The 25,592-nt window shown below is 67.2% G+C and carries 17 protein-coding genes; 7 read left to right on the top strand and 10 right to left on the bottom strand.

The annotated features are described in order from the left end of the window. Position 1: 1 nt before the first annotated feature. On the bottom strand, positions 2-2,425 hold the full coding sequence (locus I8J34_RS12655) for a two-component system response regulator (RefSeq protein ID WP_214361779.1): 2,424 nt from the start codon (positions 2,423-2,425) through the stop codon (positions 2-4). Then, entirely contained in the window at positions 2,422-4,224 is a 1,803-nt protein-coding gene (locus I8J34_RS12650) for a PAS domain-containing HWE histidine kinase family protein (RefSeq protein WP_214361778.1), read from the bottom strand. Before I8J34_RS12650 ends, I8J34_RS12655 begins: the two co-directional genes overlap by 4 nt. Before the next feature lie 309 nt (positions 4,225-4,533). Here I8J34_RS12650 and dnaE point away from each other — a divergent pair, with 309 nt between their 5' ends. Then, positions 4,534-8,016 (top strand): DNA polymerase III subunit alpha, encoded by a 3,483-nt coding sequence (gene dnaE / locus I8J34_RS12645; protein ID WP_214361777.1) that lies wholly within the window; start codon positions 4,534-4,536, stop codon positions 8,014-8,016. 62 nt (positions 8,017-8,078) lie between these two features. Here dnaE and I8J34_RS12640 read toward each other — a convergent pair whose 3' ends face one another. Next, positions 8,079-8,678: a peroxiredoxin gene (locus tag I8J34_RS12640; RefSeq protein WP_214361776.1), complete on the bottom strand. Its 600-nt coding sequence runs from the start codon at positions 8,676-8,678 to the stop codon at positions 8,079-8,081. Between the two features lie 207 nt (positions 8,679-8,885). Here I8J34_RS12640 and I8J34_RS12635 point away from each other — a divergent pair, with 207 nt between their 5' ends. Continuing rightward, on the top strand, positions 8,886-9,986 hold the full coding sequence (locus I8J34_RS12635) for an efflux RND transporter periplasmic adaptor subunit (RefSeq protein ID WP_214361775.1): 1,101 nt from the start codon (positions 8,886-8,888) through the stop codon (positions 9,984-9,986). Then, a complete protein-coding gene (locus I8J34_RS12630; protein ID WP_214361774.1) occupies positions 9,986-13,129 on the top strand; it encodes an efflux RND transporter permease subunit in 3,144 nt (1,047 codons plus the stop codon). Before I8J34_RS12635 ends, I8J34_RS12630 begins: the two co-directional genes overlap by 1 nt. Here the strand turns inward: I8J34_RS12630 and I8J34_RS12625 are convergent. The 5 genes from I8J34_RS12625 to I8J34_RS12605 all read right to left on the bottom strand — a co-directional run bounded on the left by I8J34_RS12625 (position 13,083) and on the right by I8J34_RS12605 (position 18,118). Continuing rightward, positions 13,083-14,786 (bottom strand): SulP family inorganic anion transporter, encoded by a 1,704-nt coding sequence (locus I8J34_RS12625; RefSeq protein ID WP_214361773.1) that lies wholly within the window; start codon positions 14,784-14,786, stop codon positions 13,083-13,085. The genes I8J34_RS12630 and I8J34_RS12625 overlap by 47 nt on opposite strands. Positions 14,787-14,811: 25 nt before the next feature. After that, complete coding sequence (locus tag I8J34_RS12620; protein WP_214361772.1) at positions 14,812-15,102, bottom strand: acylphosphatase; 291 nt, start codon at positions 15,100-15,102, stop codon at positions 14,812-14,814. Continuing rightward, the gene (locus I8J34_RS12615) at positions 15,099-15,356 is read right to left on the bottom strand and encodes a hypothetical protein (RefSeq protein WP_214361771.1); all 258 of its coding nucleotides are present in this window, start codon (positions 15,354-15,356) and stop codon (positions 15,099-15,101) included. The genes I8J34_RS12620 and I8J34_RS12615 overlap by 4 nt, the downstream gene beginning before the upstream one ends. A 2-nt stretch (positions 15,357-15,358) precedes the next feature. Then, complete coding sequence (gene metG / locus I8J34_RS12610) at positions 15,359-17,482, bottom strand: methionine--tRNA ligase (protein ID WP_214361770.1); 2,124 nt, start codon at positions 17,480-17,482, stop codon at positions 15,359-15,361. Between the two features lie 63 nt (positions 17,483-17,545). Further along, positions 17,546-18,118 carry an OmpA family protein gene (locus I8J34_RS12605; RefSeq protein ID WP_214361769.1) on the bottom strand — a complete coding sequence of 191 codons (573 nt, stop codon included), beginning with the start codon at positions 18,116-18,118 and terminating at the stop codon, positions 17,546-17,548. 156 nt (positions 18,119-18,274) lie between these two features. Between I8J34_RS12605 and apbC the strand changes: the two genes are divergently transcribed. The 3 genes from apbC to I8J34_RS12590 all read left to right on the top strand — a co-directional run bounded on the left by apbC (position 18,275) and on the right by I8J34_RS12590 (position 22,388). After that, on the top strand, positions 18,275-19,366 hold the full coding sequence (gene apbC, locus I8J34_RS12600; protein WP_214361768.1) for an iron-sulfur cluster carrier protein ApbC: 1,092 nt from the start codon (positions 18,275-18,277) through the stop codon (positions 19,364-19,366). 96 nt (positions 19,367-19,462) lie between these two features. Next, positions 19,463-20,029, top strand: coding sequence for a dCTP deaminase (dcd, locus tag I8J34_RS12595; RefSeq protein ID WP_214361767.1), 567 nt, complete (start codon positions 19,463-19,465; stop codon positions 20,027-20,029). A 106-nt stretch (positions 20,030-20,135) separates the two neighbouring features. After that, entirely contained in the window at positions 20,136-22,388 is a 2,253-nt protein-coding gene (locus tag I8J34_RS12590) for an arginine/lysine/ornithine decarboxylase (protein WP_214361766.1), read from the top strand. Positions 22,389-22,421: 33 nt separating this feature from the next. Here the strand turns inward: I8J34_RS12590 and I8J34_RS12585 are convergent, their stop codons facing one another. Continuing rightward, positions 22,422-22,919 carry a dihydrofolate reductase gene (locus I8J34_RS12585; protein WP_214361765.1) on the bottom strand — a complete coding sequence of 166 codons (498 nt, stop codon included), beginning with the start codon at positions 22,917-22,919 and terminating at the stop codon, positions 22,422-22,424. Next, positions 22,916-23,710, bottom strand: coding sequence for a thymidylate synthase (locus I8J34_RS12580; protein ID WP_214361764.1), 795 nt, complete (start codon positions 23,708-23,710; stop codon positions 22,916-22,918). Before I8J34_RS12580 ends, I8J34_RS12585 begins: the two co-directional genes overlap by 4 nt. 94 nt (positions 23,711-23,804) lie before the next feature. Between I8J34_RS12580 and I8J34_RS12575 the strand changes: the two genes are divergently transcribed. Further along, complete coding sequence (locus tag I8J34_RS12575; protein WP_214361763.1) at positions 23,805-25,334, top strand: cyclic-di-GMP receptor FimW-related protein; 1,530 nt, start codon at positions 23,805-23,807, stop codon at positions 25,332-25,334. The last annotated feature ends 258 nt before the right edge of the window (positions 25,335-25,592 follow it).

The raw sequence follows: 25,592 nt of genomic DNA, 5'->3' as shown, positions 1-25,592 counted from the left end.
GCTACGACAGCCGTCCGCGCGGGGTGGCGATCAGCTGGTCCACATCGTCGACATCGAGCGGGCGGGAGAACAGATAGCCCTGCGCTTCGGTGCAGCCGCGGGCGCGCAGGAACTGCTGCTGCGCGGGTGTTTCGACCCCTTCGGCGATCAGCCCCAATCCGAGGCTGGTGGCCAAGGCGATGATGGCGCCGGTGACGGCCACGTCGTTGGGGTCGCCGGGCAGATCCTGGACGAAGGAGCGGTCGATCTTGATGCGGTCGATCGGCAGGTGCTTGAGCAGCGACAGCGACGAGAAACCGGTGCCGAAGTCGTCGATCGAGATCAGCACGCCGAGTGCCTTGAGCCGGCCCAGCAGTTCGCGGCTGTGCTCCACCGCCTGCAGCGTGCTCTCGGTGATCTCCAGTTCCAGCTGGTTGGCCGGAAAGCCGGTGACGGCGAGGGCGTCGCGGACGGTGTCGTGGAAGTCGCCGGTCGTCATCTGGCGGGCCGATACGTTGACCGCCAGGCGCAGGTCGGCGAAGCCCTGGCGCATCCAGCGCAGTGCCTGGGCGCAGGCGGTATGCAGCACCCAGCTGCCGATGTAGTCGATCAGGCCGCATTCCTCGGCCACCGGGATGAAGCGGTCGGGGCCGATGCGCCCGTGGCTGGGTTCGTCCCAGCGGATCAGGGCTTCGAAGCCGACCAGTTGTCCGTCGTCGATGCGGACCACCGGTTGGTATTGCAGCAGCAGCTGGTCACCGGCGATGGCCCGCAGCAGCCCCTGTTCGATGTGCAGCCGCTCCATGGCGCGATCGGCCATGTCGGACGAGTAGAAAGCGAAACGGTTGCGGCCCCGCTCCTTGGCGCCGTACATGGCGCTGTCGGCGGCCTGGATCAGGCCGGTGAAATCGGTGGCGTTGTCGGGATAGACGGCAATGCCGATGCTGGCCGAGACGCTGATGCGCTCGCGTTCGAGCTCGACCACGGTGCGGATCTCGCATAGCAGTTTTTCGGCCAGGCTGGCGCAATCCTCGAAGCGCGCGACCTCCGGTACCACCACCACGAATTCGTCGCCGCCGAGGCGGATGGCGGTGTCGGTGCGCCGCAGGACGCGGCTGATGCGCTGCGCCACCTCGGTTAGCAGCTGGTCGCCGGTGGCGTGGCCCATGGTGTCGTTGATCAGCTTGAAGCCGTCGAGGTCGATGAACAGCACCGCCACGCGGCTGCCGTTCTGGTGGGCGCGTTCGATCTCCTTCTCGATGGCGTCTTCCAGCATGTTGCGGTTGCCCAGGCCGGTGAGCGTGTCGTGGTAGGCCAGGTGGTTGATCTGCGCCTCGGCACGGCGCAGCGCGCCGGTGTCGGACATGGCCAGCACATAGTTGCCGATATGGCCCTGGGCATCGCGCACCACGCACAGGTGCTGCCAGGCGGGGAACATGGTGCCGTCGTGGCGCACGCAGGCCACCTCGCCGCTCCAGTAGTCCGACTCGCTCTCGCGCAGGCGGGTGTAGAAGGCGTCCTCGCGCCGTCGTGCGTAGAGGAAGTCATCCGGCTCGCGTCCCTGCACATCGCTTTCGGCGAAACCGGTGAGCGTGGTGAAGGCCGGGTTCACCGAGATGACGCGACGCTGGGCGTCGAGGATGGCGATGCCCTCGCCGGTGCTGGTGAACACCACGGCGGCGCGGCGCAGGCGCTCTTCCTGCTCGCGCTGGGCGGTGACATCGCGGATCACGCCGACGGCGCGGTCCAGGTCGCCGCCGGGGCGGGCGAAGGCGCGGGCGTGGAAGTCCACCCAGCCGTTGCGGCCCTGGCCCGGCATCTCTTTGAGCTTGACGGTGGTGCGGATGGCCTCGCCGCGTGTCAGCGCCTCGGCGATGGCCGGCCGGTAGGCCGCGTCGATGCGCGACAGAAAGCCGCTGTCGGTGTCGTCCAGCGATTCGGGGATGTGGCCGACGATCGATTCGAACTGCCCCTCGCCGATGAAGCGGGCGGCGGCGGCATCCCACTCCCACACGCCCAGGCCGGCGACGTCCACCGCCAGGCGCAGACGCTCTTCGCCTTTCTCGACCGCGATCTCGGCACGCCGGCGCGCCAGCGCCATGCGCACCGTGGCCTGCAGTGCCCGGGTTTCGACCGGTTTGACCAGATAGCCGTAGGGGCTGCTCTGCTCGGCCTGATCGAGCATGGCCTGGCCGGCGAAGGCGGTCAGGAACAGCACCGGGATGTTGTGCTGCTGCAGGATGCAGGCCGCCTGCGTGCCGTCCATCGGGCCGTCGAGATGGATGTCCATGAGGACCAGGTCGGGCTTGAGCAGCGGCCCGTCGGCCACCGCCTGTTCGCCGCTGGAGGCGACCATCACCACCTCGTGGCCGAAGGATTCGAGCGTCTGGCGCAGATCGAGGGCGACGATGCGTTCGTCCTCGACGATCATGATTCGGCCACTCATCGTGCCTCCTGCGGGGTGGTGCTGATGATCAGTTCGAAACGGGTGCCGTGTTCGCGAAACACCTGCCACTGGCCGCCGGCCTGATCGCTGAGCAAGGGGATCAGCTGCATGCCGAGCGAGCGGCTGGTGCCCGGCGAGACATCGGGCGGCAGGCCGACGCCGTCGTCGGCGACGGTGATCGCGCAATGGCGGTCGTCGACCGGCGCCAGGGTCACGTCGATATGACCGCTGCGCCCGTCGGGGAAGGCGTGCTTGATGGCGTTGGTGACCAACTCGTTGACCAGCAGGCCGCAGGGCACGGCGCGCTGCAGGTTGAGGTGCATTTGCTCGGCGGCATTGACCTGCAGCGTGAAGCGCGCCGGGCCGTCGCGATAACTCTCCTGCAGCAATGAGCACAGGCGCTGCAGGTAGGTGCCCAGGTCGACCTGCGAGAAGTCGTTGCGCTCGTACAGCAGCTGGTGGATCAGCGCCATCGCCTTGACCCGCCCCTGGCTCTCCGACAGCGCCTGGCCGACCGAGGGGTCGGCGCTGCGTGCCTGCAGGTTGAGCAGGCTGGAGATCACCTGCAGGTTGTTCTTCACCCGGTGGTGGATCTCGTGCAGCAGCACGGTTTTTTCTTCCAGCGCACGCTCGATCATCTGGCGGTCGGCCTTGCGGCGGGTGACGTCCTGGATGGTGGCCAGCACCATGGTGCCGGTTTCGGTGGGGATCGGGTTGAGGCCGATCTCGACCGGAAACTCGCTGCCGTCCTTGCGCCGCGCGTAGAGCTCGCGCCGCCCGGCCATGTCGCGCGCCGTGGGCTCTTCCAGGTAGCCCTGGAAGAGCGCGCCATGGGCGCTGCGGTGGCGCTGCGGCATCAGCATCTCGATGGTGTTGCCGAGCATTTCGCCGCGGGTGTAGCCGAAGATGCTCTCCATGCCGGTGTTGACCAGCACCATGTGGCCGCTGGCGTCGACCATGGCCAGGCCGTCGGGGGCGGACTCGACCACCTGGCGGAAACGCTGTTCGGAGCGCTGCAGCGCCGCTTCGCCGGCCTTGCGATCGCTCACGTCGATGGCGCTGTAGATCAGGTGGGTGATGGCGCCGTTGTCGTCGTGCACCGGCGACAGGATCAGATCGATGGTGACGAAGCGCGTGCCGGCCATGCGTTTGTCGATGTCGAAACGCGGCGTGGCGCCGGCGGCGGCACTGCGCACCGCACGGCGGATGCGGCGGGAGATCTCCGGGTCCAGGCTCCACCAGTAGCAGTCCCAGAACTTGCGCCCGCGCACATCGTCGAGCGTGATGTCGGCCGCTTCGAGCGAAGCCCGGTTGGCTTCGAGCACGGTGCCGTCGGGGGCCAGCACCCCGACGAAGGTGAAGATGTGGTCGAGGATGTTGTGCGCCAGCGGCGCGCTCGTCGGGGTCGTGGCGGTCTCGATCAGCAGCAGCAAGGCGCCGTCGGCCAGCGGCTGGCAGCGGCAATGCAGAATGTCGGCCAGCGGCGTGTCGGGGTCGGCATCGGCGATGAGGTCGGCGCTTTGCAGCGTGCCCAGCGAGCGCGTGCGCTGCATCAGTGCCATCAGCCCGGCCGGGTCGATCGGCAGCAGCATTTCGCAGGGTTGGCCAGGCAACGGGGTGAGCGGGTGCGGCAGCAGCTCGGTAAAGGCCGGGTTGACCGCCACGAAGCGCCATTGCGCATCGATCACCGCGGCCGCCATGGGCAGGGCAGACATCGGCACGGCCGATGCGTCGGCCGTGGCGCGGTCGGTCCCCGCAGGCCCTTCCGTCCGTGAAGGCTTGCGTGGGTCCATCAACATGCGTCTCTCCTTGGGGCCCACGTGCTCCGGCCGCTGACCTCAAGCGGCGGCGGGCCCCACGAATCTGGGGGTTTCTTTCGCCGCCGGGATCGTGCCCGGCGGTCGGTCCGCCGCCGCGTTCGACGCCGACGACAAGACCTTGTCACTATAGCCCGTTCGGCATGAAGCGGCGCACGCCGGCGCGGTGGCGGCACGACGAACGGCGATGCGCCGGCGGGCGCCGGCCGGCGCGGGGCGGGTGTCCCGGCGTGGCTGGCGGGTGTGGCCCGGAGGCGCCAGCGTGGCGTTTGCGCGGTAGAATCCGGCCCCATGAACACGCCCACCGATCCCCGCTTCATCCACCTGCGCCTGCACACCGAGTACTCGATTTCCGACGGCATCGTGCAGGTCGGCCAGGCCATTTCCCGCGCCGCCGCCGACGGCATGCCCGCGCTGGGCATCTCCGACCTGGCCAACCTGTTCGGCATGGTCAAGTTCTACAAGGGCTGCCGCGGCAAGGGCATGAAGCCGATCATCGGCGTGGACGCCTGGATCACCAACGACACCGACCGCGACAAGCCCGGCCGCGTGCTGCTGATCTGCCGCAACCGCACCGGCTACGGCCAGCTGTGCGAGCTGCTCACCGAGGCCTACCGGGTCAATAAGTACCGCGGCCGCGCCGAGATGCGCGCCGAGTGGTTCGACAATGGCGCGGCCAGCGACCTGATCTGCCTGTCCGGCGCGATGCTGGGCGATGTCGGCCAGGCCGTGATGAATGGCAACCTGGCCGCCGCCGAGCAGTGCGCCCGTGCCTGGGCGGCGCGCTTCCCCGAGGGCTACTACATCGAGCTGCAGCGTGCCGGCCATCCGGGCACCGAAACCTATATCCGCGCCGCGGTGCAGCTGGCCGCCAAACTCGGCCTGCCGGTGGTGGCAACGCATCCGGTGCAGTTCCTCAAGCGCGACGACTTCAAGGCCCACGAGGCGCGGGTGTGCATCTCGCAAGGCTATGTGCTGGCCGACAAGCGCCGGCCCAAGGACTTCACCGAAGAGCAGTACCTCAAGAGCCAGGACGAGATGGCCGAGCTCTTCGCCGACCTGCCCGAGGCGCTGGCCAACAGCGTGGAGATCGCCAAGCGCTGCTCGCTCACCGTGCAGTTGGGCAAGAACTTCCTGCCGCTGTTCCCCACCCCCGAGGGCATGACGCTCGACGACTTCCTGGTCGCCGAGGCCAAGGCCGGGCTGGAGGTGCGCCTGCAGGAGCTGTATCCCAACGAAGTCGAGCGCGAGGCCCAGCGCCAGCGTTATTTCGACCGCCTCAAGTTCGAGACCGACACCATCGTGCAGATGGGTTTCCCGGGCTACTTCCTGATCGTGGCGGACTTCATCAACTGGGCCAAGCAGAACGGCGTGCCGGTCGGCCCGGGGCGGGGTTCGGGGGCCGGCTCGCTGGTCGCCTACTCGCTGCGCATCACCGATCTTGACCCGCTCGAATACGCGCTGCTGTTCGAGCGCTTCCTCAACCCCGAGCGGGTGTCGATGCCCGACTTCGACATCGATTTCTGCCAGGACAACCGCTACAAGGTCATCGAATACGTGCGCGACCGCTACGGCGCCGACGCCGTGAGCCAGATCGCCACCTTCGGCACCATGGCCTCCAAGGCCGTGGTGCGCGACGTCGGCCGCGTGCTCGATCTGCCCTACGGTCTGTGCGACCGGCTCTCCAAGCTGATCCCGGTGGTGCAGAACAAGCCGTTGTCGCTCAACGATGCGCGCGACCAGGAACCGCAGATCAACGACCTGATGGCCGACCCCGGCGACGGCGAGTCGATCCAGGAGCTGTGGAGCCTGGCCGAGCCGCTCGAAGGCCTGTCGCGCAACGTCGGCATGCACGCCGGCGGCGTGCTGATCGCACCGGGCAAGCTCACCGACTTCTGCCCGCTCTACATCGCCGACGGCGAGGACGCCACGCCGGTGTCGCAGTTCGACAAGGACGATGTCGAAGCGGTCGGCCTGGTGAAGTTCGACTTCCTCGGCCTGCGCAACCTGACCATTCTCGAGCTGGCGGTCGACTATGTCGAACGCCTCTCCGGCAAGCGGCCCGACCTGGCCGGCCTGAGCTTCGACGACCCGGCCGCCTACCAGATCCTGAAAGACGCCAACACCACGGCGATCTTCCAGGTCGAATCGGACGGCATGAAGAAGCTGCTCAAAAAGCTCGGCCCCGACCGCTTCGAAGATATCATCGCCGTGCTCGCGCTCTACCGCCCCGGCCCGCTCGGCTCGGGCATGGTGGACGACTTCATCCTGCGCAAGAAGGGCCAGCAGGCCATCGACTACTTCGATGACGCGCTCAAGGCCTGCCTGGAGCCGACCTACGGCGTGATCGTGTATCAAGAACAGGTGATGCAGATCTCGCAGATCATCGGCGGCTACACGCTCGGCGGTGCCGACATGCTGCGCCGCGCGATGGGCAAGAAGAAGGCCGAGGAGATGGCCCGCCACCGCGAGATCATGCGCGAGGGGGCGAAAAAGCAGGGCTTTACCGAAGAGCTGGCGATGCAGCTCTTCGACCTGATGGAGAAGTTCGCCGAGTACGGCTTCAACAAGTCGCACACCGCGGCCTATGCGGTAGTCACCTATCACACCGCCTGGCTCAAGGCGCACCACTGCGCCGCCTTCATGGCGGCCACGCTGTCGTCGGATCTCGATCAGACCGATACGATCAAGATCTTCTACGAAGACGCGATCTCTCCGATCAACAAGCTGGTCATGCTGCCGCCGGATGTGAACGAATCGGACTACCGCTTCGTGCCGGTCGATCGCAAGACCATCCGCTACGGCCTCGGCGCCATCAAGGGCGCCGGCGAGCCGGCGGTGCGGGCCATCATCAAGGCGCGCGAGGGCAAGCCCTTCACCGATTTGTTCGATTTTTGCGAGCGGGTGGACCGGCGCTCGGTGAACCGCCGCGTGGTCGAGGCGCTGATCCGCGCCGGCGCCTTCGATGCGCTCGACCCGGATCGCGCCAAGCTCATCGCCACCGTGCCGGTGGCCATGGAAGCGGCCGAGCAGATCGCCGCCAACGCCTTGCAGGGCGGGCTGTTCGACGCGCTGCCCGATGCCGGCGGGCCGATGGCCGACTATGTGAGCGTGCGCCCGTGGACCGAGCGCGAGCGGCTCAAGGAAGAAAAGACCGCGATCGGCTTCTTCCTCTCCGGCCACCCCTTCAACAGCTTCAAGGCCGAGGTGCGCCGCTTCGTACGCCGCACTCTGGCCCAGCTCGAACCGAGCCGCGACCTGACCACCCTGGCCGGGGTGGTGATGGATGTGCGCACCAAGATGACGGCGCGCGGCAAGATGGCCTTTGTGGTGCTCGACGACGGCACGGCGGTGCGCGAGGTGTCGGTGTTCTCCGAGCTGTTCGATGCGCGTCGCGGCAAGATCGTGGTGGACGACGTGCTGATCGTCGACGCCAAGATCAGCAACGACGACTTCACCGGCGGCCTGCGCATCGTCGCCGACAGCATGCAGACGCTGGCCGAGGCGCGCAGTCGCTTCGCCCAGCGCCTGGAGATCCGCCTCAACGGCGAGGTGGCCGAAGCCGGCAGCGCCAGCGCCGCGGCCCAGCGCCTGGAGACGCTGCTCGCGCCCTACCGCGAGGAGGGCTGCCCGGTGCTGGTGCGCTACCGCAATGCCGAGGCCGAGGGCGACCTGCCGCTGGGCAACGGCTGGCGGGTGCGCCTCGAAGACGCGCTGCTCGACAGCCTGCGCGAATGGCTGCCGGCCGATGCGGTCGAGGTGCGCTACCGCTGAGCGATTGGCGGCAGACAAAAAAAACGCGGCCGCTCGGCCGCGTTTTTTATGCTGGCGCCGGATTACAGCGCTTCGGCATGCTCGCTCAGGTAGGCGGCCACGCCGTCGGTGCTGGCCTTCATGCCGGCCTTGCCCTTGTTCCAACCGGCCGGGCAGACCTCGCCGTGCTCTTCGGTGAATTGCAGCGCATCGACCACGCGCAGCATTTCGTCGATGTCGCGACCCAGCGGCAGGTTGTTGACCACCTGGTGCTGCACCACGCCGTCGCGGTCGATCAGGAAGGAGCCGCGCAGCGCCACGCCGCCTTCGGCTTCCACGTCATAGGCGCGGCAGATCTCATGCTTGATGTCGGCGACCAGGGTGTAGCCGACCGGGCCGATGCCGCCCTTGGCGACCGGGGTGTTCTTCCAGGCCAGGTGCGAGAACTGACTGTCGATGGACACGCCCAGCACTTCGACATTGCGCTTCTTGAACTCTTCCAGGCGGCGATCGAAGGCGATCAGCTCGGACGGGCAGACGAAGGTGAAGTCCAGCGGGTAGAAGAACACCACGGCGTACTTGCCTTTGGTGACTTCGGAAAAGGTGATGTCCTTGATCTCGTTGTTGCCGAGCACTGCGGTTGCGGTGAAATCGGGGGCTTTCTTGCCGACCAGAACTGCCATGGTGGTGTCTCTCTCTATGAGTGTGGGTGAAAGGATGGGCGATTATCCCGAGCGCAAGCGCGCTGCGTCAAATGGCCGGCGGGCCGCGCGCGGGGCGATACCGTGGTGAACGGTACAATCCCCCGGCGATGGCGGTCGCGCCACCCGGTGCGCCGGCGCCATCTTGCCGGTAGCGCCTCGCGGGCGGGGCAAGGATCGGAGGATGCGATGAAAGGCTCGAAACTGCGCGGCCACAGGCTTGGCGCTCGCGCCCTGGCAGGCTGCCTGACCTTGGGCATGGCGCTGAGCGCGTCGCTGGCCGGCGCCGCCGGCCCCGCCGTGATCGTCGCCGAGAGCCGGTTGCAGGCGGTGGTCGAGGAGCTGCGGGTATCGGGCACCGTGACCGCACCGCGCTCGGCGCGGTTGTCGCCCGAGGTGGCCGGCAAGGTGGCCGCGTTGAGGGTCGATGTCGGCTCGCGGGTGAGCAAGAACGAGATCCTCGTCGAGCTCGATGCCGAACTGGCGCGCCTCGACCTGGAGGTGGCACAGGCGGCGGTGGCGCAGGCCAGCGAGGCGCTGGCCGATGCGCGCCGGCGCGAGGCCGATGGGCGGCGCCTGGCCAGCGCGCGCAGCCTTTCCGCGTCGGCCCATGAAGCCCTGCAGTCCGAGGTGCGCGCCGACGCCGCGCTGCTGCGCCAGCGCGAGGCGGAGCGACGCGGGGCGCAGGCGCGTCTCGAGCGGCATGTGCTGCGGGCGCCCTTCGACGGCGTCATCAGCGCCAAGCTGACCGAACTGGGCGAGTGGATCGCGCCCGGTGACGAGGCGCTGGCGCTGGTCGCCGAGCGCGGGCTGTGGGTCGATCTGCAGGTGCCGCAGGCGTATTTTCCACGCCTCGATCCCAAGGTGCCGGTGCAGCTGCGCCTCGACGCGCTGCCGGACGAGGCCCTCGAGGCGCGCATCGAGCGCATCGTGCCGGTCAGCGATGCGAGCGCGCGCAGTTTCCTGCTGCGGGTCGGTATCGTGCGCGACGGTCTGCCGATGACGCCCGGCATGTCGGCCAGCGCGGTGCTGCGCCTGGACGCCGGGCGCGAGCGCGTGGTGGTGGCGCGCGACGCGCTGCTGCGCCATGTCGACGGCCGGGTGACGGTGTGGGTGGTCGAGGCGGCCGGGGCGCAGACCCAGGTGGTCGAGCGCGTGGTGCGACCCGGGCTGGGCTTCGACGGCATGGTGGAGATCGTCGATGGCCTCGAGGCTGGCCTGCGCGTGGTGGTCGAGGGCAATGAGTCGCTGCGACCGGGGCAGGCGGTGACGGTGGCCGGGGCGCGCTGATGTTCGAGCGCATCGTCGATCGCGGCACGCTGATGACGGTCACGGTGTTGATCGTGACGGTGATCGGCATCGTCGCGGCGCTGCGTATTCCGGTGCAGATGATCCCCGATCTGGATGTGCGCACGGTTACCGTGCGCACCGTCTGGCCCGGCGCGACGCCGCAGGACGTGGAGAAGGAGATCCTCGTCGAGCAGGAGGAGTACCTGCGCACCGTGCCGAGCCTGCAGCGGCTGGTGTCCACCGCGTCTTTCGGCCGGGCGGACGTGCAGCTCGAGTTTCCGTACGGGGTCGACATGAACGAGACCCTGATCCGCATCACCAATGCGCTCAGCCAGGTGCCGTCCTACCCCAACAACGTGGACCAGCCGCGAGTGTTCGCCACCTCGTTCTCGGCTAACTCCTTCATGTATTTCCGCATCTCGCCGCTGCCGGGCAACCCGCGCCGGGTGAACATGGTGATGATGCAGGACTTCATCGAGGACAACGTCCAACCGCGTCTCGAGCGCATCCTCGGCGTGTCGCAGATCAGCGTCTATGGCGGCGCCGAGCGGCAGATCCAGATCCTCGTCGATCACGCCCGCCTGGCCGAGCACGGCCTGTCGGTGCTCGATGTGCGCGACGCCGTCGGCGCGCGCAACCGCGACGCCTCGGGCGGCGAGATCGAGTCGGGCAAGCGCCGCTACCTGCTGCGCACCATCGGGCGCTTCGAGACGCTCGACGATCTGCGCGGCTTGATCCTCGCCCGCCGTGGCGACACGCTCATCCGCCTCGGCGACCTGGCGGAGATTCGCCAGGGCCACTTCGAGATCAGCAGCCGCATGCTGATGGACGGCGAATCGGTGATCGGCCTGTCGGTGCGGCGCGAGCCCGGCGCCAACGTCATCGACATCAAGCGCGCCATGGTCGCCGAAATCGAGGCGGTCAACCGCGAGGTGCTCGAGCCGGCCGGCATGACGCTGCACCTGATCGCCGACGACGTGGGCTATGTCGAGGCCTCGCTGGCCAATGTGTGGCAGAACCTGATGATCGGCGCGCTGCTGGCGAGTGCGGTGATGTATCTCTTCCTGCGCTCGTTCAAGGCCACGCTGGTGGGGGTGATGGGCATCCCGGTATGCACCATCGCCGCCTTTCTCGGCCTGCTGCTGGCGGGGCGCACGGTCAATGTCATCTCGCTGGCCGGCGTGGCCTTCGCCATCGGCATGACGCTGGACAACAGCATCGTGGTGCTCGAGAGCATCGAGCTGGCGCGCCAGCGCGGCATGGACCGCGTCCGCTCGGCGGTCGAGGGGGTGCGCCAGGTGTGGCCGGCGGTGCTGGCCTCGACACTCACCACGGTGCTGGTCTTCGTGCCGATCCTGTTCATCGCGCAGGAGGCAGGGCAGCTCTATTCGGACATCGCGATCGGGGTGTCGGCCTCGATCTTGGCCTCGATGCTCGTCGCCATCACGGTGCTGCCCACGGCCTGCGCACGCCTGTCCTTCGGCGCGCTCGAGGAGAACACCATGCCGCGTGGGCTGCGGGCCCGGGTGCTGGCCGGCGTCGACCGCCTGATGGTGAGCCGCCCGCGCCGCCTGGCGGCGATCGTCGGCACCGTCGCGGCGAGCCTCGCCATCCTCCTGTGGCTGACGCCGGCGGCCGAGTACCTGCCCGAGGGCGAGGAGCCCAAGGCCTTCGCCCGCATGAATGCGCCGCCGGGCTACAACCTGGCGTCGATGGAGCGCATCGCGGCGCAGGTCGAGGCGCACTTCCTGCCCTACCGCAATCAGGCGCCCGAACGCTTCGATGCCGGCCAGGCCGAGGTGCCGCCGATCCGCTACTTCAACATGCGAGTCCAGGACAGCGGGCTGTTCGTGGTGGTCGAACCGCAGGATCCGGCCCACATCCGGCCGCTGATGGCGGCGCTGGAGGCGCATTTCGACCAGTACCCGGGCATGCGCGCCTTCGTCTCGCGCGGCTCGATCATCACCAGCAACGACGGTGGCACGCGCAGCGTCAATCTCGACATCGCTGGCCCCGATCTGGCCACCATCTACACGGTAGCCCTCGGCGCCTACCGCCGCGCCCAGGCGGTGTTCGATTCGCCGCGCATCAATGCCCAGCCGGCCACGCTGTCGCTGTCCCAGCCGCTGGTCGAGTTGCGCCCCGATTGGCGGCGCGCGGCCGAACTCGGCCTGTCGGCGGGTGACATCGGTTTTTCCGTGGCGGCGCTCTCCGACGGTGTCTTCGTCGATGAATTCCTGCTCGACGACCAGAAGGTCGACATCTACCTGTACGGCCAGGCCGGTCATTCGGCCCCCCTCGACAGCCTGGCGCAGTTGCCGATCCACACGCCCGCCGGCGCGGTGGTGCCGCTGGCCACGGTGGCCGAGATCGTCGAGCGCGTGGACACCAGCACCATTCGCCGTGTCGATGGCCGGCGCATGGTGACGCTGAACATCATCCCGCCCGAGGCGGTGGCGCTCGAAGACGGCGTGCGCATGGTGCGCGACGAGGTGGTGGGGCACATGCGCGCGTCCGGCCAGCTGCCGGCCAGCGTCACGGTCGGCCTCTCCGGCGCCGGCGACCAGCTCGACGCCACGCGCGCGGCGCTGTCGGGCAACTATGTGGTGGCGGTGGTCATCATCTACCTGCTATTGGTGGCCATCTTCACCCACTGGGGCTATCCGCTGCTGATCATGACCACCATCCCGCTCGGTGTGGCCGGCGGCGTGTTGGGGCTGTGGCTGATGAATGCGGTGGGTGCCCTGCTGCCGCTGCTCGGTCTGCCGCCGCTGAGCCAGCCTTTCGACATGATCGCCATGCTCGGCTTCCTGATCCTCATGGGCACGGTGGTGAACAATCCGATCCTGATCGTTCATCAGGCCATGACCAATGTGCGCGAGGGGGGCATGGAGGCGCTGGAGGCGGTGCGCGACGCGGTGGCCACGCGGCTGCGGCCGATCGCCATGTCCACGCTCACCACGGTTTTCGGCCTGGCGCCGCTGGTGTTCATCCCCGGGGCGGGCACCGAGCTTTATCGTGGTGTCGGGGCGATCGTGCTGTTCGGGGTGCTGGGCACGGCCGTGGTGGCGCTGACCTTTCTGCCGGCGCTGACGGTCATGGTGCTGCGCTGGCGTCGGCCACCGGCGGCGGCGACGCGCTGAGCCCGCCGGCCGGTCGAGCCGCCGCGGCACAGGCATGGGCGCGCGCCAGTGCGTCGGCGAGCGAGCCGACGATGTTGGCCTCGCCCAGCTGCGCGGCGAAGCCCGAGCGCGCGATCAGCGAGGCGGGCTGCGCGTTGAGTTCGCACAGGATCAGCGCGGCGCCCTGCCGGGCCAGCGTGCGGTGCAGGTTCTGCAGGATCTCGAGGCCGGTGGTGTCGATGTTGATGACCTTGTCGAGGCTCAGGACGATCACCGCCGGGCGGGTGTCGGCCGCCACCAGCAGCGATTCGAGCTTGTTGGCGGCGCCGAAGAACAGGCTGCCGAACAGGCGGAAGACCTGGATGCGCTGGCGGTCGGCATCGCTGACATCGGCGCCCAGCGGCACCGGTTCGATGCGCGTCAGGTCGGAGACGCGGCGGATGAAGAACAGGCTGGCCAGCACCAGGCCGAGTTCCACCGCCAGGGTCAGGTCGAACACCACGGTGATGAAGAAGGTGGACAGCAAGATGGTGCGATAGGCCACCGAGAAGCGGCCGAGCGTCTTGAAGGCATGCCATTCGCCCATGTGCACCGACACCATCACCACGATGGCCGACAGCGTGGCCAGCGGGATGTGATGGGCCAGCGGCGCCAGTGCCAGTACCACGGCCAGCAGCACCAGGGCGTGGATCATGCCGGCCACCGGGGTGCGCCCGCCGCTGCGGATGTTGGTGGCGGTGCGGGCGATGGCGCCGGTGGCGGCAAAGCCGCCGAACAGCGGTGCGACGATGTTGGCCACGCCTTGCGCCAGCAGCTCTTGGTTGGGGTCGTGGCGGTCGTCGATCTGGCCGTCGGCGACGCGGGCCGAGAGCAGGGACTCGATGGCGCCGAGCATGGCGATGGTCAGCGCCGGGGCGATCAGCTTGCCGAGGTTGGAGAGGTCGAGGTCGGGGAAGGCCAGTGCCGGCACGGCCTGCGGGATGCCGCCGAAGCGCGAGCCGATGGTGTCCACCGGCAGGCCGAACAGCGCGGTGACGGCGGTGCCGATGGCCAGCACGCCGAGCGGGCCGGGCAGGCGGCGCATCCAGCGGATGCGCTGGGCGAGGCGGTTCCAGCCGACGAGCAGCGCCAGCGAGGCGACGGCGAGCACCACGGTGGGCAGGTGCGCGGTGCCCAGCGCGCCGGCCAGGGTGGTGACCTTGCCGAAGAACTCGCCGGGCAGCTGGTCGATTTTCAGGCCGAGGAAGTCCTTGATCTGCGAGAGGAAGATCACCACGGCGATGCCGTTGGTGAAGCCGATCACCACCGAAATGGGGATGAAGCGGATCATGCTGCCGAGTCGGAAGGCCCCCATCGCCACCAGCATCAGGCCGGCGAGCATCGAGGCGATGAGCAGGTTGGCGACGCCATAGTCGACGACGATGGCGTAGATGATCGGGATGAAGGCGCCGGTGGGGCCGCCGATCTGCACCCGCGAGCCGCCCAGCAGCGAGATCAGGAAGCCGGCGATGATCGCCGTCCAGATGCCGGCGGTGGGCGACATGCCCGAGGCGATGGCGAAGGCCATGGCCAGTGGCAGGGCCAGCACGCCGACGGTGATGCCGGCTCCGGCGTCGCCGGCGAACTGGGCTCGGTCGTAGCCCGGCAGGGTGTCGAGCAACCGTGGGCGAAAGCGCATTTAGGCTCCTCGAGCGGGGGCGGGGTCAGGCGTCGGGGGCGACGGTGAAGTCGGTGGGGATCGGGTCGGGCAGTTCGGCCTCGCTCACTTTGACGCGGGCGACACGGGCCTGCGGCGGGCCTTCATGACACCAGGCGACGAAGGATTCGAGTGCCAGCTCGGTGCCGATGGCCAGCGCTTCGACCGAGCCGTCGGTGCCGTTGCGGACCCAGCCGCACACGCCGAGCCGATTGGCCGCCTCGGCGGCCGAGGCGCGATACCACACGCCCTGGACGGTGCCGGTGATGATCAGATGCTGAGCTAAGGGGCTGCTCATGATGCTTCCTCCTTGGCGGCTTTGCGCCTGAGTTGGATGCGACGGAGTTCGACGACGCCCCAGAAGTCGAGCACCAGGCCGATGGCCACCATGGCGATGGCCTGGGCGGTGGACGACGGGATGCCGTCGAGCAGGGCCATGTCGGCGATCAGGTAGAGCGCGCCGAGCACGGCGATGATGGAGCCGACGAGATGCAGGGCCACCCATTTGGCCATGCTGCCGCCGGTGTCGGTTTTTCCGTGAGTTGCGTTCATGGTCACTTCACTCGCATGCCGGGCGTGGCGCCGGCGTCGGGGGAGAGGATGAACAGGCCGGGCGTGCTGCCGCTCTCGTCGGAGGCGGCCAGCACCATGCCCTCGCTCATGCCGAACTTCATCTTGCGCGGGGCGAGGTTGGCCACCATCACGGTGAGCCGGCCGACCAGGGTGGCCGGGTCGTAGGCCGACTTGATGCCGGCAAACACCTGGCGGGGCTTTTCTTCGCCGATGTCGAGCTGCAGGCGCAGCAGCTTGTCGGCGCCCTCCACATGCTCGGCGCTGACGATGCGGGCGATGCGCAGATCCACCTTGGTGAAGTCGTCGATGCCGATGTGCGACTCGGCGGTGGTGGCGGCCTGGGCGTCTTTTTGCTGGCTTTCGGCATGGCGCTGGCGGCTGTGGCTGTCGGCGGCCGGTGCGGGGGCCAGCGAGGCCTTGTTGGCCTCGATGAGGGCGTCGATCTGCTTGCGCTCGACGCGGGTCAGCATGTGGCTATAGGGCGCGATGGCATGGCCGGCGGGCAGGGTGTCGGTCAATTGGGTCCAGCGCAGCGGGGCGATGTCGAGGAAGGCCTCGACCTGCGCGGCGACCGCCGGCAGGATCGGCTTGAGCAGGCCGGCGAGCACACGGAACTGGTTGAGCGCGGTGCTGCACACGGTGTGCAGGCGCTCGGTGTTGGCCGCATCCTTGGCCAGCTCCCAGGGCTTGTGGTCGTTCACATACTGGTTGGCCACATCGGCCAGACGCATGATCTCGCGCAACGCGCGGCTGTAGTCGCGTGCCTCGTAGGCGCGCGCCACCTCGCCGCCCTCGAGGCTGGTGCGATAGGGCGCCAGCGCGTCGAGATCCGGCGCGGCCAGCTTGCCCTCGAAGCGCTTGGTGATGAAGCCGGCGCAGCGGCTGGCGATGTTGATGAATTTGCCGACCAGGTCGGCATTGACCTTGGCGATCATGTCGTCGAGGTTGAGGTCGACGTCTTCCATGGTGCCGTTCGACTTGGCGGCGAAGTAGTAGCGCAGCCAGGCCGGGTTGAGCTTCTGCTCGACATAGGAGCGGGCGGTGATGAAGGTGCCGCGGCTCTTGCTCATCTTGGCGCCGTCGACGGTGAGGAAGCCGTTGACCGCCAGTTGCGTGGGCGTGCGGTAGCCGGCGAACTGCAGCATGGCCGGCCAGAACAGGGCATGGAAGTAGAGGATGTCCTTGCCGATGAAGTGCACCAGCTCGGTGCCGTGCTTGGCTGCGGCGGCGCCGTCGATGAAGCGCTCGATGTCGATGCGGCCGGTCTTGTCGGCCAGGTGCTTGAAGCTGGCGAAGTAGCCGATCGGCGCGTCCAGCCAGACATAGAAGTACTTGCCCGGCGCGCCGGGGATCTCGAAGCCGAAGTAGGGCGCGTCACGCGAGATGTCCCAGTCGGAGAGCTTGTTCTCGCCCGGGCTGCCCAGCCACTCCTTCATCTTGTTGCTGGCCTCGGTCTGCAGGCGGCGCGTGCCGTCGGCGGCGGTGCCTTGCGTCCAGTCGCGCAGGAAATCGACCGCGCGCGGGTCGGAGAGCTTGAAGAAGTAGTGCTCGGAGCTGCGCATCTCGGGCTTGGCGCCGGAGACGGCGGAGACCGGGTTCTTGAGGTCGGTGGGCGCGTAGGCGGCGCCGCACACTTCGCAGTTGTCGCCGTACTGGTCGAGCGCGCCGCACTTGGGGCATTCGCCCTTGATGAAGCGGTCGGGCAGGAACATGGCCTTGACCGGGTCGTAGAACTGCTCGATGGCGCGGGTTTCGATCAGCCCGGCGGTCTTGAGCTTGCCGTAGATGTCCTCGGCGAACAGGCGGTTCTCTTCGCTGTGCGTGGAATGGTAGTTGTCGAAGGCGACGTCGAAATCGGTGAAGTCGCGCAGGTGCTCGCCATGCACCCGGCCGATCAGCTGCTCGGGGGTGACGCCTTCCTTTTCGGCGCGCAGCATCACCGGCGTGCCATGGGTGTCGTCGGCGCACACGTAGTGCACGCTGTGCCCCTGCATGCGCTGGTAGCGCACCCAGATGTCGGCCTGGATGTACCCGACCAGGTGGCCGAGGTGGATATCGCCATTGGCGTAGGGCAAGGCGTTGGTGACGAGGATCTGGCGCGACATGGTTTCCTGCGCTGGCGGTCAAAGACCGCAAGTTTATCAAAGGCGGGCGGGCTCGCGGCGGGCTTAAGGCAGCGGCGTCAGGAACAACTCCACCCGGCGGTTGCGGGCACGACCTTCGGCGGTGTCGTTGTCGGCCACCGGTTCGGACTCGCCGCGCCCTTCGGCATCGAGGCGCGCGGGGGCGACACCGCTGCGGTCGATCAGCGCGGTGCGCACGGCTTTTGCGCGGGCGCGCGACAGCTGCATGTTGTAGCCCTCGCGGCCGGTGCTGTCGGTATGCCCGACGATGCGCACCACCAGGCCATGGCGCTGCTGAAGGATGTCGCCCAGACGGTCGAGCATGGCGGTGAAGCGCGCGGTCGGCGTGGGGCTGCCGCTGGCGAAGGCGACATCGTCCTGGAGCGTCAGCTGGAGGGTGTTGTCGGTACCGATCTGGCTGTGGAATCTATCGGTACCGGCGTCGGCATTCAGGGCATCGAGTACCGGCTGCCAGTCGTAGTCGGCGATGGCTTTGCGCGGCGCGGGGGCGGTGTCGGCCGGGGCGGTCGGCGTGTCGGCGACCGGGGCTTGGCTGGCGCAGCCGGAGAGCAGGGCGACCAGCAGCGTCAGGGCAAGAAAGGGGCGAATGGCGGGCATTGCGTTCGTCGGCTCGGCGGGTTGGCGGGGGCGCTGCGTACGCGCTCAGGGGCCGAAGGATAACCCTGTTCGTGTCAGGGGAGGCGAATGCAGTCGGCTTCGGTATGATGCGCCTGTTGGGCAGCACCGAATGCCCGTTCCCGATGTGGAGTCAGCATGCAAATCGATCAGGATCAGATTCAGGCAGCGCTCAAGAACGTGGTCGACCCCAACACGGGGAAGGATCTCGTGAGCAGCCGCTGCGTTCGCGATGTCGCCGTCGACGGCGGCAAGGTGTCGGTGGCGGTCGAGCTGGGTTATCCGGCGCGCAGCCAGGAGGCTGCCCTGCGCGCGCAGGTGGCCGAGGCGGTGGGGCAGGTGGCGGGCGTGTCGGCCGTCGACGTCAATCTCACCACCAAGATCGTCGCGCACGCTGTGCAGCACGGCGTGAAGCTCTTGGCCGGCGTCAAGAACATCATTGCCGTGGCCTCGGGCAAGGGCGGCGTGGGCAAGAGCACCACGGCGGTCAACCTGGCCCTGGCGCTGGCCGCCGAGGGCGCGCGTGTGGGCGTGCTGGACGCTGACATCTACGGCCCCTCACAGCCGCAGATGCTCGGCCTGCAAGGCGCGCAGCCAGCCTCGCCGGACGGCAAGACGCTGACGCCGATCGAGGCCTTCGGCGTGCAGGCGATGTCGATCGGCTTCCTGGTCGATGTCGAGACGCCGATGGTGTGGCGCGGTCCGATGGCGACGCAGGCGCTCAAGCAGCTGCTGACCGAGACCAATTGGCAGGATCTGGACTACCTGATCGTCGACATGCCGCCGGGCACCGGCGACATCCAGCTCACGTTGTCGCAGAGCGTGCCGCTGACCGGCGCGGTGATCGTCACCACGCCGCAGGACATCGCCCTGCTCGACGCGCGCAAGGGCGTCAAGATGTTCGAGAAGGTGGGGGTGCCGATCCTCGGCGTGGTCGAGAACATGAGCCTGCACATCTGTCCGAAGTGTGGCCATGAGTCGCACATTTTCGGTACCGGCGGCGGCCAGAAGATGTGCGAGGACTACGGCATCGCCTTCCTCGGCGCCTTGCCGCTCGACATGCAGATCCGCTCCGAGGTCGATGCCGGCCGGCCGACCGTGGTGGCCGAACCGGACGGGCGCATCGCCGGCCTGTATGGCGAAATCGCCCGCAAAGTGGCCGGCAGCGTGGCGATCCGGGCCAAGAACATGACCCACAAGTTTCCCAATATCGTGGTGCAGAACACCTGAGCCGACGACGGACCTTGATTCGCCCCGCCGCGCCGCTAGAATAGGCCGCTTTATCAAGCGACGCGCCCGCGGGGCGGGTCTGACCGGAGTGTGAGGATGTCCATCAAGTCGGACAAGTGGATTCGCCGCATGGCGCAGGAACACGGCATGATCGAGCCGTTTGCGCCCGAACTGGTGCGCCAGAACGGCGGCGGCAAGATCGTGTCGTATGGCACCTCGAGCTACGGCTACGATGTGCGCTGCGCCAACGAATTCAAGATCTTCACCAACATCAACTCGACCATCGTCGATCCGAAGAACTTCGATTCGGGCAACTTCGTCGATTTCGTCGGCGACGTGTGCATCATCCCGCCCAACTCCTTCGCCCTGGCGCGCACGGTCGAGTACTTCCGCATTCCGCGCAATGTGCTGACGGTGTGCCTGGGCAAGAGCACCTACGCGCGCTGCGGCATCATCGTCAATGTGACGCCGCTCGAGCCCGAGTGGGAAGGCCATGTGACGCTGGAGTTCTCCAACACCACGCCGCTGCCGGCCAAGATCTATGCCGACGAGGGCGTGGCGCAGATGCTGTTCTTCGAGTCGGACGAAGTGTGCGAGACCTCGTACAAGGATCGCGGCGGCAAGTATTTCGGCCAGAAAGGCGTGACGCTGCCGAAGATCTGATGCTCGGCCGGGCCGCGCCGCCCGGCACGACAAACTGTCACCGCATCGCGGTAGGATGTGCCCACAGCCCAAGCGGCGTGGGCCTTATTCATTTCAGGGGGCGAGGATGCGTTTCCAGTTTCCGATCATCATCATCGACGAAGACTTCCGCTCGGAGAACACCAGCGGCTTCGGCGTGCGCGCACTGGCCAAGGCGATCGAGGGCGAGAATATCGAGGTGCTGGGCGTCACCAGCTATGGTGACCTGGCCTCCTTTGCCCAGCAGCAGAGCCGGGCGTCGACCTTCATCGTGTCGATCGACGATGAGGAATTCAATTCGCCCGAGGCCTCGGACAAGGCGATCAACGACCTGCGCCTGTTCGTGCAGGAGATCCGCTTCCGCAACGCCGACATCCCCATCTTTCTGTATGGCGAAACGCGCACCTCGCGCCACATTCCCAACGATGTGCTGCGCGAGATGCACGGCTTCATCCACATGTTCGAGGACACGCCGGAGTTCATCGCGCGCTATGTCGTGCGTGAGGCGCGCAGCTACCTCGACAGCCTGCCGCCGCCCTTCTTCCGCGCCCTGACGCACTACGCCGCCGACGGCTCGTATTCGTGGCACTGCCCGGGGCACTCGGGTGGGGTGGCCTTCCTGAAAAGCCCGGTGGGGCAGATGTTCCACCAGTTCTTCGGCGAAAACATGCTGCGTGCCGACGTGTGCAACGCGGTCGACGAACTCGGCCAGCTGCTCGACCATACCGGCCCGGTAGCCGCGTCCGAGCGCAATGCGGCGCGCATCTTCCACTGCGACCACCTGTACTTCGTGACCAACGGCACCTCCACCTCCAACAAGATGGTGTGGCACTCCACCGTGGCGCCGGGCGACGTGGTGGTGGTGGATCGCAACTGCCACAAGTCGATTCTCCACTCGATCATCATGACCGGCGCGGTGCCGGTGTTCCTCACGCCGACGCGCAACCACTACGGCATCATCGGGCCGATTCCGCTCGAAGAGTTCAAGATCGAGAACATCCGCAAGAAGATCGCGGCCAACCCCTTCGTGAGCAAGACCGCGGCCAAGAACCCGCGCATTCTCACCATCACCCAGTCGACCTACGACGGTGTGCTGTACAACGTCGAGGCCATCAAGCAAATGCTCGACGGGGAGATCGACACGCTGCACTTCGACGAAGCCTGGCTGCCGCACGCCGCCTTCCACGATTTCTACGGCGATTATCACGCCATCGGCGAAGACCGTCCGCGCTGCAAGGAGTCGATGATTTTCTCCACGCAGTCGACGCACAAGATGCTGGCGGGGCTGTCGCAGGCATCGCAGATCCTGGTGCAGGACTCCGAAGAGCGGCAGCTCGACCGCGACATCTTCAACGAGGCTTACCTGATGCACACCTCGACCTCGCCGCAGTACTCGATCATCGCCTCCTGCGATGTCGCCGCGGCGATGATGGAGCCGCCGGGCGGCACCGCGCTGGTCGAGGAGTCGATCGCCGAGGCGCTCGACTTCCGTCGCGCCATGCGCAAGGTGGACGCTGAATTCGGCGACGACGACTGGTGGTTCAAGGTGTGGGGGCCGGAGTACCTGTCCGACGACGGCATTGCCGAGCGCGAGGACTGGATGCTGCAGGCCGGCGAGCGCTGGCACGGTTTCGGCGATCTGGCGCCGGGCTTCAACATGCTCGACCCGATCAAGGCCACGCTGATCACCCCGGGGCTGGATGTGGACGGCGATTTCGCCGACTGGGGCATCCCCGCGGGCGTGCTCACCAAATACCTGGCCGAGCACGGCATCGTGGTCGAAAAGACCGGGCTCTACTCCTTCTTCATCATGTTCACCATCGGCATCACCAAGGGCCGCTGGAACACGCTGGTGACCGAGCTGCAGCAGTTCAAGGACGACTTCGACCGCAACCGCCCGCTATGGCGCGTGATGCCCGAGTTCATCGCCAAGCACCCGCGCTACGAGCGTGTCGGCCTGAAAGATCTGTGCCTGCAGATCCATGCGTTCTACCAGGACCATGACGTGGCGAAGCTGACCACCGAGATGTATCTGTCCGACATGGTGCCGGCGATGCGCCCGACCGATGCCTTTGCCAAGACCGCGCATCGTGAAATCGAGCGAGTGCCGATCGACGAGCTCGAAGGCCGCGTCACCAGCGTGCTGCTCACACCCTATCCGCCGGGCATCCCGCTGCTGATCCCGGGCGAGCGCTTCAATGCGACGATCGTGCGCTACCTGCGTTTCGCGCGCGATTTCAACGGCAGCTTCCCCGGCTTCGAGACCGATATCCACGGCCTCGTCAAAGGTGAGGTGGACGGCGAAACCCGCTACTGCGTGGACTGCGTGATTCAGGACTGAGCGTGGCGCCCCCTGCCGTTGCGGCCGGGGGCGTCAGCGCACGCGACGGTAGTCGACGAAGTCTGCGGCGTGGTCGTTGTCCGCATCCTGCGGCTGGTGCAACCGCGAGGTTTCCTCGAACGCCGAGCGGTCAAAGGCGGGAAAGAACGCATCGCCATCGACGTCAGCGTCCACTTCCGTCAACACCAGACGATCGGCCTGCGGAAGCGCCAGCGCGTAGATCTGCGCGCCACCGATGACGAAGAGGCGAGCGTCGTCCGGGCAGGCCGCGATGGCCGCCGCCAGATCGCCCGCCACGCAAGCGCCCGGTGCGACATAGGCCGGGTCGCGGCTGATCACGATGTTCTGGCGGCCGGGCAGGGGCCGACCGAGCGACTCCCAGGTCTTGCGCCCCATCACCACCGGATGGCCCAGTGTCGTGCGCTTGAAATGCGCCAGATCCGCCTTCAGGCGCCAGGGCAGGGCGTTGTCTTTGCCGATGGCGCCATTGCGGGCGACGGCGGCGATCAGCACGATTTCGGGGCCGCTCATACGGCCACCGGTGCGCTGATGTGCGGATGCGGATCGTAGCCTTCCAGTGTGAAATCCTCGAAGCGGAAGGCGAACAGATCGGTCACATCCGGATTGATATGCAAGCTCGGCAGTGGCTTCGGCGTGCGGGACAGTTGCAGGCGGGTCTGCTCCAGGTGGTTCTGGTACAGATGACAGTCGCCGCCGGTCCACACGAAGTCACCCGGCTTGAACCCGCACACCTGCGCCACCATCAAGGTCAGCAGGGCGTACGAGGCGATATTGAAGGGCACGCCGAGAAAGATGTCGGCGCTGCGCTGGTAGAGCTGACACGATAGGCGCCCGTCCGCCACATAGAACTGGAATAGCGCATGACAGGGCGGCAGCGCCATGCGGTCGACGTCGGCCGGATTCCAGGCCGAGACCAGGTGGCGGCGCGAATCCGGGTTGCGCCTCAGCCCCTCGACCAACTGCCGGATCTGATCGACCTCGCCGCCGTCGCGCCCCGGCCAGTGGCGCCACTGGTGACCGTACACCGGGCCGAGGTCGCCGTTTTCGTCGGCCCATTCGTTCCAGATCGAGACGCCGTTGGCTTTCAGATAGGCAATATTGGTGTCGCCGGCCAGAAACCACAGCAACTCGTGGATGATCGAGCGCAAGTGGAGTTTCTTGGTGGTCAGCAAGGGGAATCCCGCCGCCAGGTCAAAGCGCATCTGGTGCCCGAACACCGACAGCGTGCCGGTGCCGGTGCGGTCGGATTTGCCATGGCCGTGTTCGAGCACATGGCGCATGAGGTCGAGATATTGTTGCATTCGGCCAACCTGTCGATTCATGGGAACGGGCGATTGTACCGCGGGCCCGAGGCGGTGCGCGCAGGCTCGGGGGGCGGCAGGAAAACCATGCCGCGTGGAAAGCGTTGTGTGGAATAATGCTCGAAACGACAACGAGATGCGGCAATTGCGTGAGCACCCCATGTTCCTGAATGCGCCGGCCCTTTCGCTAGAGAAATCGCGCCTGCTGGACGAAGTCCGGTGGCGCCTGCAATCGCTGCCGGAACATGAGCCCGGCTTGGCGCTCGATGAAATTGCCGCGGGTATCGAGTTGATGCTTGAGGGCACCGACTGGTCAGTGCACGAGCTGAGCACCGCCCTGCGGGAGTTCGATGAGTCCGCCCAGCCGGTCATCCGCCAGGCAGTGAAGGGATTTCTGCAGTCGGCCGCGCTCGGGACGGGGCGTGGTGAAGTGTTGCATGCCGCGTCGACCCGCCTGTTCGGTGCCGTCGTCGAAGCCGGGCATGCGATCTTGCAGCGTCAGCGCTACGCCCCCGCGATTCAACCCGATGCGGCCGCCGAAATCGCGGCACGCCTGATGCGCGCCGAAACCGGACGGCTCAAGTGGGCACACTTGCTCTATGGCCCCTACGACGATGCCCTGTGGCAGCAGATGGGCGCCGTATTTCTTGAGGCGGAGGAAGACGGTCGCCTGATGCTCCCGGTGCACCTGCGCCAGGGGCGCGATACCGAGACGTCGACCTACCGAGAATATCTGCGGGCCGTCGCGCTGCAGTGCTCGGGGCTGGAGCAGATGCCGGTCGAGCTGGTGGATGTGGCCGACAGGCTGATTCTCCATCTGTTGCCGGCTCTTCACCTGGGGGCCGGGCCGGTGGAAGGGGCTCGTTTTTTTGTCTCCCCGATTTTGGGCGGTGCGCCGCGCCGCTTGGTCAAGGCGCTTTCTGCCGAAGAGCCCGCGTGGTACTTTTCGCCGTTGCTTGCCGACCGGGTGCTGGGTGAGTTGGAAGCGATGCTGAAAAAAGGCGTCATCCCCAGCGGGCTCGGCGATGGCCCGGTGGCGAAAGAGCATATTGCAGCCTGCATCCGGCACTTCCGTCGGACCTGGTACGACACGCCCGCCGCCCGCCGCCACCGCCGCCATGCGATGGATGGCAAGCTGAGCGCGGTTCGTGGCGTGCTCTCATTCAACCAGATCCTCTCCGGCGGGACGTCGGGCGATATCGCAACCTGGGAGCTGCGGGATGTCAGCCTGAGCGGCCTGGGGGCGCTTGCGCCGGTATCCGAGTTCGGCATGCCTCGCATCGGCGAGTTGGTGGCCGTGCGCTCCGAGGACGCTGCGCCTTGGCGTCTGGGCATGGTTCGACGGATCCAGCGCGGCGATCTCAGTCGAGCCTTCGTCGGTATCGAGACATTTGCGCTCGAACCGCGTGTCGTTCGAGCTGATGACGGACGCGCGCCGATGGAAGTGTTGCTATGCGACCCGCTGCGACGGGGCGCCCAGCTCCGGGTCGTTGCGCCTGCCGGCGTCTTGCGCTCGAGTGCGCCCCTGTTCGTGGCCGAGCAGGGCAGCATTCAGAAGTTGAAGCCGATTGGCGCAGCCTGGCGCGGCCATGAATTCGAGGTCCGCACCTACGTCGCGGTGTAGCCGCCCCGCGGCTCGGTCTTTTCCATATCTCCCAATGAGGCATGTCCGAAAGAAGGCTCCTCTGTGTCGGCCCCGCAGAATTCCAGTTTTTTGAAGAATGTTTGGCTGGGTGGTTGACAGTGATTTTTGGATGACTATAATTCGCACCTCGCTTGAACGCAGTGCGGTTGAGCGAGGCGCCCGGAGCGGGTTTCGGTAGATGGGAAGTGGCTCTGGGGGTTGACGAGGCGGGTTGGTTGTGTAAGAATTCCGCTTCTT

This window comes from Denitromonas iodatirespirans (assembly GCF_018524365.1).
Taxonomy (GTDB): Bacteria; Pseudomonadota; Gammaproteobacteria; order Burkholderiales; family Rhodocyclaceae; genus Nitrogeniibacter; species Nitrogeniibacter iodatirespirans.
The sequence above is the reverse complement of the archived record's forward strand: the minus strand, read 5'-3'. Positions and strand labels throughout refer to the sequence as shown.

Coding starts and splice junctions, on each gene's coding strand:
- I8J34_RS12655 (WP_214361779.1), bottom strand. CDS start 2,425: ATGAGTGGCCGAATCATGATCGTCGAGGACGAACGCATCGTCGCCCTC.
- I8J34_RS12650 (WP_214361778.1), bottom strand. CDS start 4,224: ATGTTGATGGACCCACGCAAGCCTTCACGGACGGAAGGGCCTGCGGGG.
- dnaE (WP_214361777.1), top strand. CDS start 4,534: ATGAACACGCCCACCGATCCCCGCTTCATCCACCTGCGCCTGCACACC.
- I8J34_RS12640 (WP_214361776.1), bottom strand. CDS start 8,678: ATGGCAGTTCTGGTCGGCAAGAAAGCCCCCGATTTCACCGCAACCGCA.
- I8J34_RS12635 (WP_214361775.1), top strand. CDS start 8,886: ATGAAAGGCTCGAAACTGCGCGGCCACAGGCTTGGCGCTCGCGCCCTG.
- I8J34_RS12630 (WP_214361774.1), top strand. CDS start 9,986: ATGTTCGAGCGCATCGTCGATCGCGGCACGCTGATGACGGTCACGGTG.
- I8J34_RS12625 (WP_214361773.1), bottom strand. CDS start 14,786: ATGCGCTTTCGCCCACGGTTGCTCGACACCCTGCCGGGCTACGACCGA.
- I8J34_RS12620 (WP_214361772.1), bottom strand. CDS start 15,102: ATGAGCAGCCCCTTAGCTCAGCATCTGATCATCACCGGCACCGTCCAG.
- I8J34_RS12615 (WP_214361771.1), bottom strand. CDS start 15,356: ATGAACGCAACTCACGGAAAAACCGACACCGGCGGCAGCATGGCCAAA.
- metG (WP_214361770.1), bottom strand. CDS start 17,482: ATGTCGCGCCAGATCCTCGTCACCAACGCCTTGCCCTACGCCAATGGC.
- I8J34_RS12605 (WP_214361769.1), bottom strand. CDS start 18,118: ATGCCCGCCATTCGCCCCTTTCTTGCCCTGACGCTGCTGGTCGCCCTG.
- apbC (WP_214361768.1), top strand. CDS start 18,275: ATGCAAATCGATCAGGATCAGATTCAGGCAGCGCTCAAGAACGTGGTC.
- dcd (WP_214361767.1), top strand. CDS start 19,463: ATGTCCATCAAGTCGGACAAGTGGATTCGCCGCATGGCGCAGGAACAC.
- I8J34_RS12590 (WP_214361766.1), top strand. CDS start 20,136: ATGCGTTTCCAGTTTCCGATCATCATCATCGACGAAGACTTCCGCTCG.
- I8J34_RS12585 (WP_214361765.1), bottom strand. CDS start 22,919: ATGAGCGGCCCCGAAATCGTGCTGATCGCCGCCGTCGCCCGCAATGGC.
- I8J34_RS12580 (WP_214361764.1), bottom strand. CDS start 23,710: ATGCAACAATATCTCGACCTCATGCGCCATGTGCTCGAACACGGCCAT.